Origin of the sequence: Micromonospora sp. A200 (genome assembly GCF_029893845.1) — a bacterium.
In the GTDB taxonomy this organism is placed as follows: Bacteria; Actinomycetota; Actinomycetes; order Mycobacteriales; family Micromonosporaceae; genus Micromonospora; species Micromonospora purpureochromogenes.
Genome location: NZ_JARXXY010000018.1, coordinates 100,869 through 117,418, shown reverse-complemented (window position 1 = coordinate 117,418; position 16,550 = coordinate 100,869). Strand labels below are relative to the sequence as shown.

General features: G+C 74.7%; 17 protein-coding genes. 7 read left to right on the top strand and 10 right to left on the bottom strand.

Going from position 1 to position 16,550, the window contains the following annotated elements; genetic code table 11:
• Nucleotides 1-14 precede the first annotated feature (14 nt).
• On the bottom strand, nt 15-2,165 hold the full coding sequence (locus M2302_RS19120; RefSeq protein ID WP_280839210.1) for an APC family permease: 2,151 nt from the start codon (nt 2,163-2,165) through the stop codon (nt 15-17).
• 186 nt (nt 2,166-2,351) lie between these two features.
• Nucleotides 2,352-3,308: a DMT family transporter gene (locus tag M2302_RS19115; RefSeq protein WP_280839209.1), complete on the bottom strand. Its 957-nt coding sequence runs from the start codon at nt 3,306-3,308 to the stop codon at nt 2,352-2,354.
• 106 nt (nt 3,309-3,414) lie between these two features.
• Between M2302_RS19115 and M2302_RS19110 the strand changes: the two genes are divergently transcribed.
• Complete coding sequence (locus M2302_RS19110; RefSeq protein ID WP_280839208.1) at nt 3,415-4,113, top strand: HAD family hydrolase; 699 nt, start codon at nt 3,415-3,417, stop codon at nt 4,111-4,113.
• A gap of 48 nt (nt 4,114-4,161) precedes the next feature.
• Here M2302_RS19110 and M2302_RS19105 read toward each other — a convergent pair whose 3' ends face one another.
• Together M2302_RS19105 and M2302_RS19100 are read right to left on the bottom strand one after the other, a co-directional pair.
• Complete coding sequence (locus M2302_RS19105; RefSeq protein WP_280839251.1) at nt 4,162-4,626, bottom strand: hypothetical protein; 465 nt, start codon at nt 4,624-4,626, stop codon at nt 4,162-4,164.
• A gap of 95 nt (nt 4,627-4,721) precedes the next feature.
• The gene (locus M2302_RS19100) at nt 4,722-5,591 is read right to left on the bottom strand and encodes a PhzF family phenazine biosynthesis protein (protein ID WP_280839207.1); all 870 of its coding nucleotides are present in this window, start codon (nt 5,589-5,591) and stop codon (nt 4,722-4,724) included.
• A gap of 33 nt (nt 5,592-5,624) precedes the next feature.
• On the opposite strand from M2302_RS19100, the gene M2302_RS19095 reads away from it, so the two are divergent.
• The 3 genes from M2302_RS19095 (at nt 5,625) to M2302_RS19085 (ending at nt 8,748) form a co-directional block, all read left to right on the top strand.
• The gene (locus M2302_RS19095) at nt 5,625-6,908 is read left to right on the top strand and encodes a CBS domain-containing protein (RefSeq protein WP_280839206.1); all 1,284 of its coding nucleotides are present in this window, start codon (nt 5,625-5,627) and stop codon (nt 6,906-6,908) included.
• Nucleotides 6,901-7,503 (top strand): DUF1003 domain-containing protein, encoded by a 603-nt coding sequence (locus tag M2302_RS19090; protein WP_280839205.1) that lies wholly within the window; start codon nt 6,901-6,903, stop codon nt 7,501-7,503. Before M2302_RS19095 ends, M2302_RS19090 begins: the two co-directional genes overlap by 8 nt.
• Before the next feature lie 96 nt (nt 7,504-7,599).
• Nucleotides 7,600-8,748: a P-loop NTPase gene (locus M2302_RS19085; RefSeq protein ID WP_088964126.1), complete on the top strand. Its 1,149-nt coding sequence runs from the start codon at nt 7,600-7,602 to the stop codon at nt 8,746-8,748.
• A 195-nt stretch (nt 8,749-8,943) separates the two neighbouring features.
• Here the strand turns inward: M2302_RS19085 and M2302_RS19080 are convergent, their stop codons facing one another.
• Both M2302_RS19080 and M2302_RS19075 read right to left on the bottom strand, forming a co-directional pair.
• Nucleotides 8,944-9,366, bottom strand: coding sequence for a preprotein translocase subunit TatB (locus M2302_RS19080; protein WP_088964127.1), 423 nt, complete (start codon nt 9,364-9,366; stop codon nt 8,944-8,946).
• Nucleotides 9,367-9,441: 75 nt separating this feature from the next.
• On the bottom strand, nt 9,442-10,779 hold the full coding sequence (locus tag M2302_RS19075; RefSeq protein WP_280839250.1) for a trypsin-like peptidase domain-containing protein: 1,338 nt from the start codon (nt 10,777-10,779) through the stop codon (nt 9,442-9,444).
• 255 nt (nt 10,780-11,034) lie between these two features.
• On the opposite strand from M2302_RS19075, the gene M2302_RS19070 reads away from it, so the two are divergent.
• A complete protein-coding gene (locus tag M2302_RS19070) occupies nt 11,035-11,643 on the top strand; it encodes an O-methyltransferase (protein WP_280839248.1) in 609 nt (202 codons plus the stop codon).
• Between the two features lie 55 nt (nt 11,644-11,698).
• Here M2302_RS19070 and M2302_RS19065 read toward each other — a convergent pair whose 3' ends face one another.
• Together M2302_RS19065 and M2302_RS19060 are read right to left on the bottom strand one after the other, a co-directional pair.
• Nucleotides 11,699-13,174: a leucyl aminopeptidase family protein gene (locus M2302_RS19065; RefSeq protein WP_280839204.1), complete on the bottom strand. Its 1,476-nt coding sequence runs from the start codon at nt 13,172-13,174 to the stop codon at nt 11,699-11,701.
• Nucleotides 13,175-13,318: 144 nt separating this feature from the next.
• Nucleotides 13,319-13,486: a DUF3117 domain-containing protein gene (locus M2302_RS19060; RefSeq protein ID WP_007455245.1), complete on the bottom strand. Its 168-nt coding sequence runs from the start codon at nt 13,484-13,486 to the stop codon at nt 13,319-13,321.
• 190 nt (nt 13,487-13,676) lie between these two features.
• Here M2302_RS19060 and M2302_RS19055 point away from each other — a divergent pair, with 190 nt between their 5' ends.
• Together M2302_RS19055 and M2302_RS19050 are read left to right on the top strand one after the other, a co-directional pair.
• Nucleotides 13,677-14,495: a PaaX family transcriptional regulator C-terminal domain-containing protein gene (locus M2302_RS19055; protein WP_088964130.1), complete on the top strand. Its 819-nt coding sequence runs from the start codon at nt 13,677-13,679 to the stop codon at nt 14,493-14,495.
• A 4-nt stretch (nt 14,496-14,499) separates the two neighbouring features.
• Nucleotides 14,500-15,291: an enoyl-CoA hydratase-related protein gene (locus M2302_RS19050; protein WP_088964131.1), complete on the top strand. Its 792-nt coding sequence runs from the start codon at nt 14,500-14,502 to the stop codon at nt 15,289-15,291.
• A 48-nt stretch (nt 15,292-15,339) separates the two neighbouring features.
• Here M2302_RS19050 and M2302_RS19045 read toward each other — a convergent pair whose 3' ends face one another.
• Entirely contained in the window at nt 15,340-15,921 is a 582-nt protein-coding gene (locus tag M2302_RS19045) for a hypothetical protein (protein ID WP_280839203.1), read from the bottom strand.
• A complete protein-coding gene (locus M2302_RS19040) occupies nt 15,918-16,517 on the bottom strand; it encodes a DNA-3-methyladenine glycosylase I (protein ID WP_280839202.1) in 600 nt (199 codons plus the stop codon). The genes M2302_RS19045 and M2302_RS19040 overlap by 4 nt, the downstream gene beginning before the upstream one ends.
• Between the last annotated feature and the right edge of the window lie 33 nt (nt 16,518-16,550).

Here is a 16,550-nt window from a genome sequence, read left to right as displayed (position 1 = left end):
GGGCGGCCCCACGGTCACTCGCTGAGGTGCACCGGGACGCTGGTGACCACCACCCCCGGCAGCGGCCGCAACGCCCGGCGCAGCCGCTGCTCGGCCCGGCTGTGCAGCGGGCGGTGCCAGCTCCGGCGCAGCACCACCTCGGGCACGATCACGGTCAGCACCAGTTCCGGCCCGGTGTCGTGCAGCGCCTCCAGGTAGTGCGCCAGCGGCCCGATCACCGCCCGGTACGGCGACACGATGGTCTCCAGCCGCACGTGGTCCCCCCAGGCCCGCCACTGCTCGCGGAACCGGTCCGCCTCCGCCTCCTCCGGCGCGATGTGCACCGCCAGGGTCGGCTGGCCCAGCGACACCGCGTACGCCAGGGCGCGCAGCGATGCCCGGTTGAGCCGCGCCATCGGGACCACCACCAGGTGGCGTACCTGTTGGGGCAGCTCCTCCCCCTCCGCGGGCCCGGCGGCGACGGGCGCGACCGGCGGCGGGTGCAGGGCCAGCGCGGCGTGCAGGTTCCGGTAGTGCCGGTGCACCCGGTGGAAGAGGAACACGAGCAGCGGTACGGCGATCACCACCACCCAGGCGCCCTCGGTGAACTTGGCGACCGCCGCGGTGACGAGCACCAGCCCGGAGAGCGTGGCGCCGACCGCGTTGACCGCCAGCCGGCCCCGCCAGCCGGCCCCGCGTCGGCGGCGCCAGTGCACCACCATCCCGGCCTGGGAGAGGGTGAAGGCGAGGAACACCCCGACCGCGTAGAGCGGAATCAGCGCCTCGGTGTACCCGCCGAAGGCGACGAAGACCAGCGCGGCGGTTGCGGCGAGGGCGACCAGGCCGTTGCTGAAGGCCAGCCGGTCCCCCATGTGCAGGAAGCGGCGCGGCGCGTGGCCGGCCCGGGCCATGAAGAACAGCAGCCGGGGAAAGCCGTTGAAGGCGGTGTTCGCCGCCAGCAGCAGGATCAGCGCGGTGGCGGCCTGGATCAGGCCGTACCAGGGGCCGGTCGGAAAGGTGCTGCGGGCGAGCTGGGACAGCAGGGTCTGGTCCACCCTCGGCACCAGGCCGGCCAGGTGGAACAGCAGGGTGAGCGCGGCGAAGAGCAGCACCAGCATCGCCACCATCCAGCCGAGCGTGGTGCGGGCGTTGCGCCACTCCGGCGGGCGGAACGCCGGGACCGCGTTGGACACCGCCTCGATGCCGGTCATCGACACCGCGCCCGAGGCGAAGGCCCGCAGCACCAGCAGCAGGCCGAGCCCCTCGGCCGCCGGCACGGCCGGCGGCGGCACCGGCGTGAAGCCGCGCCCGGCGACCCGCAGGTAGCCGACCGCCAGCAGGGCCAGCAGCGCGACCACGAAGGCGTACGTGGGGAGCACGAAGATGTTGCCGGCGGTCCGGACCCCGCGCAGGTTGGCGGCGAGGAGCACCGCAATGACCAGCACCCCGAGCGGGACGGCGAACGGCGCCAGCCCGGGCAGCGCCGAGGTGACCGCGTGCACCCCGGCGGCCACCGAGACGGCCACGGTCAGCACGTAGTCGAGGATCAGCCCGGCCGCCGCGGTCAGCCCCGCCGCGGAGCCCAGGTTGTCCCCCGCGACGATGTACGACCCCGCGCCGTGCGGGTAGGCGTGGATGGTCTGCCGGTAGGAGACGCCGACGGCGATCATGAGCACCACCAGCGCGACGGCCAGCGGCAGGGAGAGTCCCAACGCCGCGCTGCCGGCCAGCACCAGCACGGCCAGCATCGCCTCCGGCCCGTACGCCACCGAACTGAGCAGGTCGGAGGAGAGCACCGGCAGCGCCACCAGCTTGCGCATCCGCTCGTAGAGCACCGCCGCGCTGGACAGCGGCGGCCCGAAGACGGCCCGGCGCAGCCGGGTCAGCGCCCGGCCGAACCGGGTGCCGGGCAGGTTGGCCGGTTCGGTGGCGACCAGTTCGTCCGGCTGCTCCCGGCGGAACATGGCGATCGGGGCGAGCCGGCCGAAGCGGGTCGGGGTGGGACGCTCCCCGTGCCGACCGAGGGTCGGGTCGATCGGCAGCTCGCCGGGTTGGTCGGCGCGCCAGCGGTCGCCGATCCGGCGCAGGGTGCCCAGCTCCTCTGGAGCGAGCGGCGGGAACTCGGCCGACGGGGTGACGACGGTGCCGCTGTCGGCCTCGTCCTCGTCGCCCGGTCGCCGCGCCATCTCGCCACACCTCCCTCCGCACTCTCACGCGCGAGCGGCGGTCGTGGCGGTGGAATCGGCGTTCTCCCGCCGAGCGGGCGGGGCGGCCGGCGGTGGGCCGGGCGGGCCGATCCGGGGTCGCGCGGCGGGTGGCCTCGGCGTCGGGGCCGCTGGTCGACCGCCTGGCGGGGACGGGGCGACCCGGAGTCAGGCCGCCGGCGGGGCGGCGTCGGCGGGGACCGGGGCCGGTGCGGGCCGGCGGCCGGCGCGGGCGCCACCGACCACCACCACGGCCACCCCGACCAGCAGCAGGGCCAGCCCGGGCAGGGCGAGCGGGCGGGGCAGCTGGCCGAGCCAGACCCAGCCGATCAGGGCCGCGCCGGGCGCCTCCAGCAGGATCAGCACGCTGACCGTGGTGGCCGAGACGCGGCGCAGCGCGTAGTTGAACATCGAGTGCCCGAGCAACTGGGCGCCGGCGACCAGGCCGAGGATGGCCAACCAGGTGGCGGAGTCGTACCCGCGCAGTCGCACGCCGCCGACCAGGCACACCACCAGCAGGATCAGCGCGCACACCCCGTAGCAGATGGTGGTGTAGGTGGTGGTGCTGATGGTGGCCCGGGCGCGCTCGCCGAACGCGGTGTAGACCGCGGCGAACAGGCCGCCGGTGATCGCCAGCAGGTCCCCGGCGAAGGCCCGCCCGGAGACGGCGACGTCCGCGCCGGTCGCGAGCACCGCGCCCGTCACGGCCACCGCGATGCCGACCCAGACGGCGTACGGCAGGTGCCGGCCCTGCCAGCGGGCGATCAGCCCCTGCCAGACCGGCTGGGTGGCGCCGAGCGCGGTGGCCGCGGCGACCGAGGTGAGCTGCGCGCTCGGCATCCAGGTGGCGAAGTGGGCGGCCAGCGCCACGCCGGAGAGCGCGCAGTACCAGCCCTCCCGCCGGCCCGCCCCCACGGTCAGCGCCCGGAACTCGGCCCGGCGGCGGGCCAGCGAGAGCGGACCGAGCACGGCGACCGAGAGCAGGTTGCGCCAGAACGCGACGGCCAGCGCCGGGGCCGCGGCGAAGGCGATCAGCGGGGCGGAGGAGGAGACGGCGGTGACGGCGAGCGCGAGGACGCCGACGGTCAGCGGGTCCACCGTCGGGCGGTGCGGGGTGGGCGACACGGAGAGCAATACTCACACAACTTTGGACACCACTGAGCGTCAACGCCCCGTTACGATCATGCGCGTCCGCACCGGCGATCCCCTCGACGTCCGGAGGCGCTTTCCCATGCCCAGGTACCCCGCGGTGCTGTTCGACTTCTTCGGCACCCTGACCCGCTGCGTCCAGCGCGGCGCAGCCCACGAAACCACCGCCGAGCTGCTCGGCTGTCCTGTCGACACGCTCGCCGCGGTCCTCGACCGCACCTTCTACCAGCGGGCCAGCGGCCGGCACGGCAACGCCGAGGCGACGTTGCGCTGGGTCTGCGCCCAGGCCGGCATCCACCCCTCCGACGACGCCGTCCGAGCGGCGGTGGCCTCCCGGCACCGGGCGGTACGCGCCGACACCCGGCTGCGCGGCGACGCGGTGCCCGCGCTCGCCGCGCTGCGGGAGCGGGGCATCCGCACCGGCGTGGTCAGCGACTGCACCCACGAGCTGCCGGCGTTCCTGCCGCAGCTGGCCGTCGCCCCGCTGCTCGACGCGCGGATCTTCTCCGTCCACGTCGGCCGGTGCAAGCCGGACCCGGCGCTCTACCTGGCCGCCTGCCGTCGGCTCGCCCTGCGGCCCGAGGACTGCCTCTACGTCGGCGACGGCGGCAGCCGGGAGCTGACCGGCGCGCAGCGGGCGGGGATGACCGCCGTGCGGCTGGCCGCCCCCGACCTGGCCGGGCATCTGGTCTTCGACGCCGAGCCGGACTGGGACGGCCCGGTCGTCGGCTCGCTGAGCGAGGTGGTCGAGCTGGTCGACGCGGTGCCGGTGGGTTGCTGAGCGCTCAGCGGCTGTCGGGAAGCCCGGGCGGTGTTTCCCGACAGTCGCTCACCGGCGGCGGACCTTGTGCAGGCGGAACGGTTTACGGGTGGCGCGCACAGCGGGAGTCTCGCGCGGCACCTCGGCCAGCGAGTCGGCCGGCAGGTCCGGGCCGGCGTCCGGCGCGCCGGCCGGGGCGAGCCGGGTCAGCGCGCAACCGTCGGCCACCCAGCGGGCCACCAGGTCGGCGGTGGGTCCGGGGGCGTTCAGCCGCTTCGCCGCCACCAGCGGGGCGGAGGTTTCCCACGCCTCGGTGCCCGGCGCCAACCGGGTCACCCGGGCCGGCCAGGTCACGATCCGCCCGCCGTGGTCGCCGCGCAGGGTCACCCGCACCTGCGCCGCCTCGGCCAGCCCGGGCGCGGACTGCTCGCCCGGCCCGCTGACCACGAAAAGCGACCCCTCCAGCGGTACGCACCACAGCGCCAGCGCCGGGCCGTCGCCGACGCTCACCCAGGCCACGGCCGCCTTCTTCATCGCCTCGTCGACCAGGGGCGTCGACACCGGGGCGTCCACCTCGTCCGTCACACCGGCATCCTCTCGTACGTGGGGCGTGCGGTCACCGGCTCCGGTCAACCGACGAACGGCGGGACCAGGATCTCGCCCCGGGCCACCGCCATGACCTGGCCGGAGACGGTGGCGCCGACCGCCGCCCCGTCGGCCGCGGTCACCGTGCAGGCCAGCGCCGACGGCCGGTGGATCTCGATGCCCTGGCGGACCGCGTACGCGGAGCGCCCGTCGCCGGGGAGCAGCCCGCTGGCGACCAGCCAGACGCCGAGCCCGAGGGCGGCCGAGCCGGTGGCCGGGTCCTCCGGCACGCCGAGCCCGGGCACGAAGACGCGGGCGTGCGCGGTTTGCGTCTCGGCGTCCCAGGAGAAGACGCTGACATGCTCCACCCCGTACCGTTCCGCCGCCGCCGCGTTGACCTTGGCGCGGGCCACCGCGTCCGGGCGGACCGGAAGGTAGGGGAACTCCAGCCCGCAGCCGGCCACCCGGGGCGCCGGGCCGGCGTGGTCGTCGGCGGTGAGGCCGGCCATCTCCAGCAGCGGCTCCGGGTCCAGCTCCGGCCCGAGGGTGGGGGTGCCGCCGGTCAGGGTGGCACCGGTCTCGCCGACCTCGATCGGCAGCACCCCGGCGGCGCACTCCTGGGTGATACTGCCCACACCGAACATCCCGCGCCGGCTGGCGGTGACCGCCGCGCCGACGCTGGGGTGCCCGGCGAACGGCAACTCCGCGGCCGGGGTGAAGATCCGGGCCCGGTAGGTGGCCCCGACCTGGGTGGGCGGCAGCACGAACACCGTTTCCGAGAGGTTGAACTCCAGCGCGAGCGCCTGCATCTGTTCGGTGGCGAGCCCGTCGGCGCCGAACACCACGGCCAGCGGGTTGCCGGCGAACGGGCGATCGGTGAAGACGTCCACGATCTCGTAGGCCAAGGTCGACATGTTGATAAACACTAGGCGCTTAGGCTGGTGCCCGTGAGCACGCCGAACCGGGTCTACATCGCCCGACTCGCCGGAGTCGCCGTCTTCGACCCGAACGGCGACCAGGTGGGCCGGGTGCGTGACGCGGTGGCCCGGATCCGGCCGACCCAACGTCCCCCCGAGGTGGTGGGTCTGGTCGCCGAGATGCCGATGCGTCGGCGGATCTTCCTGTCCATCAACCGGATCACCACCATCGACGCGGACGCGGTGGTGCTCGGCACCGGCACCCTCAACCTGCGCCGCTTCGAGAAGCGCCCCAACGAGCTGCTGGTGCTCCAGGAGCTGCTGGACCGACGGGTCCAGCTCGAACCGGGTGGCCAGCCGGGCGCGGTGGTCGACGTGGCGATGGAGTGCAGCCGGGGTGGCGAGTGGTCGCTGTCCCGGGTCGCCGTCCGCGAGCAGACCGGCCGGCTCACCCGCCGCGGCCACCTGCACCAGGTCGAGTGGGACCGGGTGCGCGGGCTGAGCGGCATCGCCGCCAACCGGGGTACGGCCAACCTGCTCGCCGTGCTGGAGGACATGCGCCCCGCCGACCTGGCCAACGCCCTGCAGGACCTGCCCGACGCGCGGCGCAACGAGGTCGCGGCGGCGCTGGACGACGAACGCCTCGCCGACGTACTCAGCGAGCTGCCCGAACACGACCAGGTGGAGATCCTCGCCGCGCTGGACCGGGAACGGGCCGCCGACGTGCTGGAGGAGATGGACCCGGACGACGCCGCCGACCTGCTCAACGAGCTGCCGCCGCCGGAGCAGGACGTACTGCTGGACCTGATGGAGCCGAACGAGGCCGACCCGGTCCGCCAGCTGCTGCGCTACGCCTCCGGTACGGCGGGCAGCGTGATGACCTCCGAGCCGGTGATCCTGCCGCCGGACGCCACCGTCGCGGAGGCGCTCGCCCGGATCCGGGAGGAGCAGCTCTCCCCGGCCGTCGCGGCCCAGGTGTTCGTGGCCCGCGCGCCGATGACCACGCCCACCGGCCGCTACCTGGGCATGGTGCACTTCCAGCGGCTGCTCCGGGAGCCGCCGGCGGAGATGCTCGGCGGGGTGGTGGTCAACGACATCGACCCGTTGCGGCCGGCCACCCCCCTGCCGGAGATCACCCGCCGGATGGCCACCTACGACCTGGTGGCGATGCCGGTGGTGGACCGCAACAACCGGCTGGTCGGCGCGGTCACGGTCGACGACGTGCTCGACCACTCGCTGCCGCGCGACTGGCGGGACCGGGACGCCGTACCGGCCCCGGGCCCCGTCGAGGGGACGGACAGCGCTGATGGCTGACCAGCGACGGGCCGAGCGACTGGACCAGCCGCGCGAGCCCCGGGGCCTCAAGCTGCCCCGGTTCGACCCGGAGGCCTTCGGCCGGTGGTCCGAGGGGATCGCCCGGGGCATGGGCACGGCGAACTTCATCGTCTACATGACGGTGGTCATCGCGCTCTGGTTCGGCTGGAACACCCTGGCCCCGGCGCACCTGCGCTTCGACCCGTACACCTTCACCTTCCTCACCCTGATGCTGTCGTTGCAGGCCTCGTACGCGGCCCCGCTGATCCTGCTCGCGCAGAACCGGCAGGCCGACCGGGACCGGGTGGCGCTGGAGGAGGACCGGCGGCGGGCCACCCTGCAGAAGGCCGACACGGAGTACCTGACCCGGGAGATCGCCGCGCTGCGGATCGCGATGGGCGAGGTGGCCACCCGGGACTTCCTCCGCTCGGAGCTGGCCCGGCTGGCCGAGGAGCTGGACGAGGCGGCCCAGCGCCGGCAGCGGCTGGAACGCCGGCAGCAGGAGAAGGCCGTGCGGCGGGGCGGCGAGGGCCTCGACGAGCCCCGCGACGACCTGGACGGCGACTACGCCCGCGACGGCCGGCCGGAGGGCTGACCGACGGGGGCCCGGCCCGCCCGTGGAGCCATCGATTCGCTCACACCGGCCCCGCTGGCGGCGGCCACCGATCACCCCCGACGTAGCATTGCGGGCATGTCAGCTCCCGTCAGCACCATCTCCGACGCGATCCAGGCCGCCCTGGCCACCGTCAACGACCCGGAGATCCGCCGCCCGATCACGGACCTCGGCATGGTCCGCTCCGCCGTGGTCGGCGACGACGGCGTCGTACGCGTCGAGCTGCTGCTCACCGTCGCCGGCTGCCCGCTGAAGGACAAGCTGCGCTCCGACATCACCGCCGCCGTGGGGGCGGTCCCCGGCGTGACGGGCGTCGAGATCGAGTTCGGCGTGATGAGCCCCGAGCAGCGCCAGGAGCTCCAGTCGAAGCTGCGCGGCGGCAACGCCACCGAGGAGCCGGTGATCCCGTTCGCCCAGCCGGGCTCCCGGACCCGGGTGTACGCGGTGGCCAGCGGCAAGGGTGGCGTCGGCAAGTCGAGCGTGACAGTCAACCTGGCCGCCGCGCTGGCCGCCCGGGGCCTCTCGGTCGGCGTGGTCGACGCGGACATCTACGGCCACTCGGTGCCCCGGATGCTCGGCGCGGACGGCCGCCCGACCCGGGTCGAGGACATGATCATGCCGCCGCAGGCGCACGGCGTGAAGGTGATCTCGATCGGCATGTTCACCCCGGGCAACGCCGCCGTGGTGTGGCGTGGCCCGATGCTGCACCGGGCGCTCCAGCAGTTCCTCGGTGACGTCTACTGGGGTGACCTGGACGTGCTCCTGCTCGACCTGCCCCCGGGCACCGGCGACATCGCCATCTCGGTCGCCCAGCTGCTGCCGAACGCCGAGATCCTGGTGGTGACCACGCCGCAGGCCGCGGCCGCCGAGGTCGCCGAGCGGGCCGGCGCGATCGCCCTGCAGACCCACCAGCGGGTGGTCGGCGTCATCGAGAACATGGCCTGGCTGGAGCTGCCCGACGGCTCGCGGATGGAGGTCTTCGGCGCCGGTGGCGGCCAGGCCGTGGCCGAGTCGCTGAGCCGGACGATCGGCGCGCAGGTGCCGCTGCTGGGTCAGATCCCGCTCGACACCCGGGTACGCGAGGGCGGCGACGCCGGCAACCCGATCGTGCTGGCCGAGCCGGACGCCCCGGCCTCGAAGGCGCTGGCCCAGATCGCCGACCGCCTCGCCGTCCGCCGCGAGTCCCTCCTCGGCAAGCCCCTCGGCCTCAAGCCCGCCGGCCGCTGACGACCACCCCACCCGCGCGCTCCGCGCGCCTCAAGATCCGCCGCACAGATACAGAGAAAGAGTGGCCTTCCGCGCTCGGGAGGCCACTCTTTCTCTGTATGTGCACGCTGCGCGCGCCCTGCCCTGGTCGGGCGCGCGGAGCGCTCGGGACGGGGGCGTGGTGCGGGTGCGGTCAGGTGGGGAGTGCGGGACGCGTCAGGTGGCGTCGTCGTAGCTGGGGCGGGGGGCCGGGGCGGGCGCGCCGCCCGTGGCGGTGGCCTTGCGGCCGCCCCTGCCGCGCGGATCGGCGGCGTCGGCGACGTCCTTGAGCTCGTTGTGCACGCCGGTCACGTCCGCCCGCAGGTTGTCGTAGACGCCCTGCAACGGCTTCCGGATCGCCTGCTCGTCCTCTTCGCTGAGCAGGTGCTTGCGGATGAACGCCTTGGGGTGCAGGTCCTCCAACTGGATGTCGGTGCCCAACTCGCGGCTCAGGTCGCCGGTCGCGTTGCGGGCCATGCCGCGCAGGTTGCGGACCATCCGCAGGCCGTCGTTGATGACGTTGGGCAGCCGGTCACCGAAGATCAGCAGCGCCAGGAGCAGCAGCGCACCGATCTCCCACCAGTTCAGGTTGTCGAGCACTGCTGGGGCCTCCTCGTCGGCGTCAAGGCAAGACTACGCACGTCGGGTGCCCGGCCGGGAGGGGGTGACCGGTCCTCACTTGGCGTCTGCGGCGAGCGTCACCGAGGTGTTCTGCCGGGCCGACCCCCGCCGGTACTCCACCGTCACCACCGATCCCGGGGCGAACTTGCGGACCAGCGCGATCAGGTCGGTCGGCTCGGTCATCGGGCGGCCGTTCAGCTTGAGGATCACGTCCCCGGCCTTCAGCCCCGCGCCGGCCGCCGGCCCGGACGGCTCCACCGCCGCCAGCCGTACGCCGGCGCCGCCGGTGACCGTGCCGGCGCCGCCCACCTGCGCGCCGATCACGGTACGGCGGGCCTTGCCGGTGCCGATGATGTCCTGCGTGATCCGCTTGGCCTGGTTGATCGGGATGGCGAAGGCGAGGCCGATGTTGCCCGCCTCCTGCCCCTCGGCGACCAGTGACTTGATCGTGGAGTTGACCCCGATCACCCGGCCGGCGGAGTCGACCAGCGGGCCGCCGGAGTTGCCGTGGTTGACCGCCGCGTCGGTCTGGATCGCCGCGTAGTAGCGGACCTGGCCGCCGGGCTCCCCGGCCTGCATGGTGCGGTCCAGGGCGCTGACGATGCCGGCGGTGACGGTGTTGGCCAGCGAGAGCGGCGAGCCGATGGCGAGCACCGGGTCGCCGACCGCCAGCGCGTCGGAGTCGCCGAACTCCACCGGGCGCAGCCCGGTGCGGCTGACCTTGATCACCGCGATGTCCGACTCCGGGTCCTGGCCGACGACGGTGGCCGGCGCGGTGCTGCCGTCGTTGAAGACCACCGAGGCCCGGCCGGTGGCGCCGGAGACCACGTGGTCGTTGGTGATCACGTGCCCGTCGGCGCTGACGATGAAACCCGAGCCCTCGCTCACCCCGCCCAGGCTGGACACCCGGACGGTCACCACGCTGGGCAGGACCTTCTCGGCGACTCCGGCCAGCGACTCGGGGCGACGCTGGGCCAGGCCCGGCGCCTCGGCCGGTCGGGCGCCGAGCGCCACCCCGCCCCCGGCCCCGCCGCGGACCGCGAAGGCGTACCCGAGGGCTCCGCCGAGGGACCCGGCGAGCAGCGCGGTGATCAGCGGGACGAGCAGCAGCTGGCGCAGCTTCGGGCGGCCCGGGGCGTCCGGGTCACTGACCGGTTCCGGCGCGGCCCCGGCGTCGGGCGCGCCCGGGACGACCACGGCGGCCGGCGCGTACGGGTCACGCCACGGGTCGGCCAACGCGTCGGACCACCAGGGCGATGTCGTCCCGCCCGGGGCGCCGTGCGGCGCCGTAGGCGGCCCCACCGGCGTCGCCCCGGCCGGCGGTCCCGCCGGTGCCGGAGTCCCACCGGGCTGGCGCCAGTCCCAGCCGTCGGTCACGTCGGTGCCTCCCAGTCCGTCCCCCGACCCCCCGTGCCGCGTGGTGCGGCGGCCGTCGCGAAACGAGGGATACCGCTTCCAGGATTGCACGGATGAGCCGGATGGCATCAGCTCTTGCCGGGCGTGATCGTCGACGGCGGACGGCGCGGCTGCGCGCCGGAAGGCTCGCCTCTAGGCTCATACCGCCAACCCGCCCCCCGCACCACTCCCGCCGCCCGGAGGTGTCCCATCGCCACGGTCGCCAATTCCGGCACTCCGACGGCACAGGCGCTGCAGTTCGCCGAGTCGTACGTCGGCGAGGACCTCGTCCTGCGGACCGCCCGCAGCCTCGCCCGGGAGGTGGGCCTCGACGCGGTGACGCCCGGGGCCGGGGCGGCGCTGCGCCTGCTCGCCGCCGCCGGGAACGCCCGGGCGGTGGTGGAGATCGGCACCGGCACCGGGGTCAGCGGCGTCTGGCTGCTGCGCGGGATGCGGGCCGACGGCGTGCTCACCACCATCGACCTGGAGGTCGAGCACCAGCGGATCGCCCGGCGCATCTTCGTCGAGGCCGGCTTCCCGTCTGGGCGTACCCGGATCATCACCGGCCGGGCGCTGGACGTGCTGCCCCGGCTCGCGGACGGCGCGTACGACCTGGTCTTCGTCGACGCCGAGGCGACCGGCTTCGCCGCGTACGTCGACGCCGCGCTGCGGCTGCTGCGACCCGGCGGGGTGCTGGCCCTCAACGGCACCCTGGCCGGCGGGCGGATCGGCGACCCGGCCGCGCGGGACGCCGAGACGGTGACCGTCCGCGAGACGGTCAAGGCGCTCCGGGAGTCCGAGCACTGGATCCCGGCGCTGCTGCCGGTGGGGCACGGCCTGCTCGCCGCCGTGAAGTGCTGACCCGCCGCCGACCGCCCGGCCCGGCGTCCGCCGCGCGCCGGCCGGGACCGCCGGCTCAGTCCAGCGTCGCCAGCCAGCGCAGCAGCCCGCGTACGCCCCAGCCGGTCGCGCCCCGGGTCAGTTCGGCGTCGTCGCCGTCGGCCCAGGACGGCGCGGACATGTCGATGTGCAGCCACCGGTCGCGCAGGTCGCCGGTGAACTCGCGCAGGTAGAGCGCGGCGGTCACCGAGCCGGCGCCGACGGCGGGCGAACTGTGCAGGTCCGCCAGGTCACTGCCGAGGTGCTCGACGTAGTCGGCGGCCAGCGGCATCCGCCAGGCGGCCTCGCCGGCAGCGTCGACGGCGGCGAGCAGGTCGGCGGCGAGCTGGTCGTTCTCGCTGTAGAGGGCGCCGGTGCGCTTGCCGAGCGCGACCGCGTTGGCGCCGGTCAGGGTGGCCAGGTCGATCAGCAAATCCGGCTGGAGTTCCCGGACCGCGTACGCCAGCGCGTCGGCGAGGACCAGCCGGCCCTCGGCGTCGGAGTTGGTGGTCTCGCTGGTCAGGCCGCCGTAGTGGCGGACGATGTCGCCGGGGCGGAACGCCGACCCGCTGACCATGTTCTCGGCCAGCGGGGCGAGCGTGGTGATCCGCACCGGCAGCCGCAGCGCGGCCGCGCCCAGCGTCGCCGCGACCACCGCGGCCGCGCCGGCCATGTCCTTGCGCATCAGCTTCATCGCCGGCACCGGCTTGATCGAGATGCCGCCGGTGTCGAAGGTGATGCCCTTGCCGACCAGCACCACGTGGGTGCGGACGTCGGCGGGCCGCCAGTCCAGCTCCAGCAGGCGCGGGGTGCTGGCCGAGCCGCCGCCGACGGCGAGGATGCCGCCGAAGCCCTCGGCGGCCAGTTCCTCGGGCCCGCGTACCCGCAGGTGCAGGTCGGGCTGGTCGGCCGCGGCGGCCTCGACCTGCGCGACGAACCACTGCGGGTTCTTCACGGAGGACGGGGTGTTGGTGAGGTCCCGGGCGAGCCGGGTCATCCGGGCGGTGGTCTCGGCCACCTCGACCGCGTCGCGGTACGCGTCCGGGTCGTCGACCAGCAGGTCCACCCCGGTCAGCGCGGGCGACTCGCCGGCCTCGGTCATCCGGAACCGGTAGGAGGCGAGCAGCAGCCCCTCGACGAGGGCGCGGACCGCCTCCGCGCCGGTGTCGGTCGGCACCGAAAACGTGATGTGCGTCTCATCCTTGCCGGCGCGGGTCAATGCCGCCCCGGCGGCCCGCCAGGCCCGGTCGGCGCCGTCGCCGATGCCGAGCAGCAGCAGCCGGGCCGGGGTGCGGGCCGGTCGCAGGTGCGCGTACGTCTCGCCGGCCCGGCCGGTCAGCCGGGTGGCCGGCAGCAGGGCGGTCGCCTCCGCCAGCACCTCGTCGGGCAGGGCCGGCCCGGTCGGGGCCAGCGTCGCCGGGGTGTCGCCCCCGTCGGTGTCGGCCGCGGCGCGGACGGGCAGGACGAGGGTGTCGAGCCGGTCCGGACCGGCTGACAGGCGGATGGCGAGCACGCTGGACCGTACCTCCGGGAAAGGATCGTGGTGCGGGGCCTGGCCACCCGCATGCAGAGATGAAGACCCTGAGCCACCGGCCGTGGCCGGTGGCTCAGGGATACGACGAACCGCCCGCGCGTCGCCGCGCGGCCTGTCGGTCGATCAGCCGGCGGCCGCCTTCAGTGCGTCACCCAGTGCATTGGCCTCGTCGGGAGTCATCTCGACGACGAGCCGGCCACCGCCCTCCAGCGGGACCCGCATGACGATGCCCCGGCCCTCCTTGGTGACTTCCAGCGGACCGTCGCCCGTCCGCGGCTTCATCGCCGCCATGTTGTCTCCCCTCAGACCTGTATCAGGGTCGGTGGGTTGCCCCACAGCCACTTCGTCACGACCACCCGCAACGTACGCGGAGGTGTCGACCAACGATTTTCCCTGATGAACACCGCCGGACCCAAACCGAAGCAGCATTGATGTAACAGCATCTAGCTTATCTTGAGAAGGCCTGTCACAATGTGCGGTCATGCAGGCACGGTCGGCACTCTTCGACCTGTACGGCGACTACCTCCGACCGAGGGGTGGCCGTGCACCGGTCGCCGCCCTGGTCAAGCTGCTGGCGCCGCTCGGGATCGCTCCTCCGGCCGTGCGCACCGCGGTCTCCCGGATGGTTCGCCAGGGCTGGTTGGACCCGCTCCGGCTGGCCACCGGACCGGGATATTCCATCACACCGAAGGCCGCCCGGCGACTCGACGAGGCGGGCGCCCGGATCTACCGCACCGGCCGGGTCACCTGGGACGGCCGGTTCGACCTCCTGGTGCTCCAGACCCCGACGGCCCGGCGGGACCGGCAGCGCCTCGCCGCCAACCTGGCCTTCCTGGGCTACGGCACCCTCGACGAGCACACCTGGGTGGCCACCCGGGCGAGCGAGGACGTGGACCTGCTCCTGGAGGAGGCGGGCGTGCGCTACGAGCGGTTCACCGCCGCGCACGCCGCCGGCACGCCGGGCGCGATGGGGGTGGTCCGCCGGGCGTGGGACCTCACCGAGATCGGGCACGCGTACGAGCGGTTCGTCGCCGAGCAGCGGCCGCTGCTGTCCGGGGTGACCGTGCGCAGCGGCGACGAGGAGGCGTACGCGGCCCGGTTCCGGCTGGTGCACGCGTGGCGTACCTTCCTGTTCCGGGACCCGCAGCTGCCCCCGGCGCTGCTCCCGGAGCGCTGGCCCGGCACCGCCGCGGCCAGCTTCTTCGACCGGCACGCGGCCCGGCTTCGGCCGGCCGCCGACCGGTACGTCGAGCACTGCCTCGACGCCAGCAACCGCATCGCCCGACAGAAGGGTCGTTAGAAACGTGACCGAGCCGCTGCTCGTCGACCGCACCGACGCCGTGGTCACCCTGACGCTGAACCGCCCCACGGCGATGAACTCGCTCGACGTGGCGCTCAAGGAGGCGCTCCGGGACACCCTGGCCGAGCTGGAGGCCGACCGTTCCTGCCGGGCCGTGGTGCTGGCCGGCGCGGGCGGGCAGTTCAGCGCCGGCCAGGACCTGCGCGAGCACGTGCAGACCCTCCAGTCGACCACCACGAACCCGCTGGACACCGTGCGGGCGCACTACAACCCGATCGCCGCCCGGCTGGCCAGCCTGCCCAAGCCGGTGGTGGCCGCGGTGCGCGGGATGGCAGCCGGGGCGGGCGCCTCGCTGGCCTTCCTCGCCGACTTCCGGGTCGGCGGCCCGAAGACGAAGTTTTTGATGGCGTTCGCCGGGGTGGGGCTGGCCGCCGACACCGGGGCCTCCTGGACGCTGCCCCGGCTGGTCGGCCACGCCAAGGCCGTCGAGCTGCTGATGCTCGCCGAGCCGGTCGGCGCCGAGGAGGCCTGCCGGCTGGGCCTGCTGAACAAGCTGGTCGAGGACGACGAGCTGGTGCTGCCGACCGCGCAGGAGCTGGCCGCCCGGCTCGCCGCCGGCCCGACCGTCGCGTACGCGGCGATCAAGCGTCAGCTCTCCATCGCCGACGCGGGCACCCTCGCCGACGCCCTCGCCGCCGAGGCGCAGGCCCAGGCGATCTGCGGCGCCACCGCCGACCACAAGGCCGCCACGATGGCGTTCGTGGAGAAGCGCAAGCCGGTCTTCGAGGGCCACTGACGGCACTGTCGCCGGCCCGGTCCGCCGGGCCGGCCGGCGCTCACCGGGTCAGTCGTCCTCTTCCGGGTCCTGGTTCGCCTCAGCGCCCAGCACGAACGCCTGCATGGCCAGCTCGTCGCCGGACGGGGAGACGAACGCGGGCAGCTCGGCCGGGCCCAGCTCCTGCACGTACGACCAGAAGAGGCGGACCGCCTCGGCCCGGGAGTCCGCCTCGATCGGGAGGTCCAGGCTGACCAGCCAGGTGCGGCGCAGCGGCGGCGGGCCGAGCCGGTCGGCCAGCTCGCGGTAGACCCCGGCGTCGAGTGGGGTGACCGGCCCGGCGACCGGCACCTGGTCGGCCGGGGCCGGCTCGTCGAAGGCCCGCCGGGTGTACGTCACCACCAGCGAGTCCGTGCCCGCGCGGGCGACCCGACCCAGGGCCACCAGCCGGGGCGGCTCCGGCACCAGCACCGCCACCGGGTCACCGGGGCGCGGCCGGGACTCCCCGACCGGGGCGGGCAGCGCCAGGGTGTCGTGGTGGACGAGGCGTTCGGCGTCGTACCGGCCGGCCGGCAGGAGCACCGCCCAGGCGCCCTCAGCCGGCCCGTCGACGTCTGTCGTCCCGCTGGCGCGGTGGTCGGTCGCGGTCATGCCCCCATCTCATCACGGGCCAGCCGGGCGGCTGCCACGTGGCAGCCGGCCAGGTGATCGTCGACCATGCCGGTGGCCTGCATCAGCGCGTACGCGGTGGTGGGGCCGACGAAGCGGAAGCCGCTCTTCTTGAGGGCCTTGGCCAGCGCGGTGGACTCCGGCGTCAGGGCGGGCACCGAGGCGTTCGACACCGGCCGGGCGGCCCGGGGCGGCGGCGCGTACGACCAGAGCAGCGCGGAGAGCCCGTCGCGCAGCTCCAGGGCGGCCCGCGCGTTGGCGATCGCCGCCTCGATCTTGGCGCGGTTGCGGACGATCCCCGCGTCGGCGAGCAGCCGGGCCACGTCGGCCTCGCCGTAACCGGCGACCCGCTCGATCCGGAACTCGTCGAAGGCCAGCCGGAACGCCGGGCGCTTGCGCAGGATGGTCAGCCAGGACAGGCCGGACTGGAACGCCTCCAGCGTCAGCCGCTCGTAGAGCGCGTCGTCGCCGCGCAGCGGCCGGCCCCACTCGATGTCGTGGTAGACGGCGTAGTCCGGGGTGCTCGACCCCCAGGCGCAGCGGGTCAGGCCGTCGGGGCCGGTCACCAGGTCAGTCACGGCGTACAGGCTAGGGCCTGGTCCCGACAGCGC

Excerpts from the sequence above, each read along its gene's own strand:
- M2302_RS19120 (WP_280839210.1), bottom strand. The coding sequence starts at position 2,165 with ATGGCGCGGCGACCGGGCGACGAGGACGAGGCCGACAGCGGCACCGTC.
- M2302_RS19110 (WP_280839208.1), top strand. The coding sequence starts at position 3,415 with ATGCCCAGGTACCCCGCGGTGCTGTTCGACTTCTTCGGCACCCTGACC.
- M2302_RS19105 (WP_280839251.1), bottom strand. The coding sequence starts at position 4,626 with ATGAAGAAGGCGGCCGTGGCCTGGGTGAGCGTCGGCGACGGCCCGGCG.
- M2302_RS19100 (WP_280839207.1), bottom strand. The coding sequence starts at position 5,591 with ATGTCGACCTTGGCCTACGAGATCGTGGACGTCTTCACCGATCGCCCG.
- M2302_RS19090 (WP_280839205.1), top strand. The coding sequence starts at position 6,901 with ATGGCTGACCAGCGACGGGCCGAGCGACTGGACCAGCCGCGCGAGCCC.
- M2302_RS19085 (WP_088964126.1), top strand. The coding sequence starts at position 7,600 with ATGTCAGCTCCCGTCAGCACCATCTCCGACGCGATCCAGGCCGCCCTG.
- M2302_RS19060 (WP_007455245.1), bottom strand. The coding sequence starts at position 13,486 with ATGGCGGCGATGAAGCCGCGGACGGGCGACGGTCCGCTGGAAGTCACC.
- M2302_RS19055 (WP_088964130.1), top strand. The coding sequence starts at position 13,677 with ATGCAGGCACGGTCGGCACTCTTCGACCTGTACGGCGACTACCTCCGA.
- M2302_RS19045 (WP_280839203.1), bottom strand. The coding sequence starts at position 15,921 with ATGACCGCGACCGACCACCGCGCCAGCGGGACGACAGACGTCGACGGG.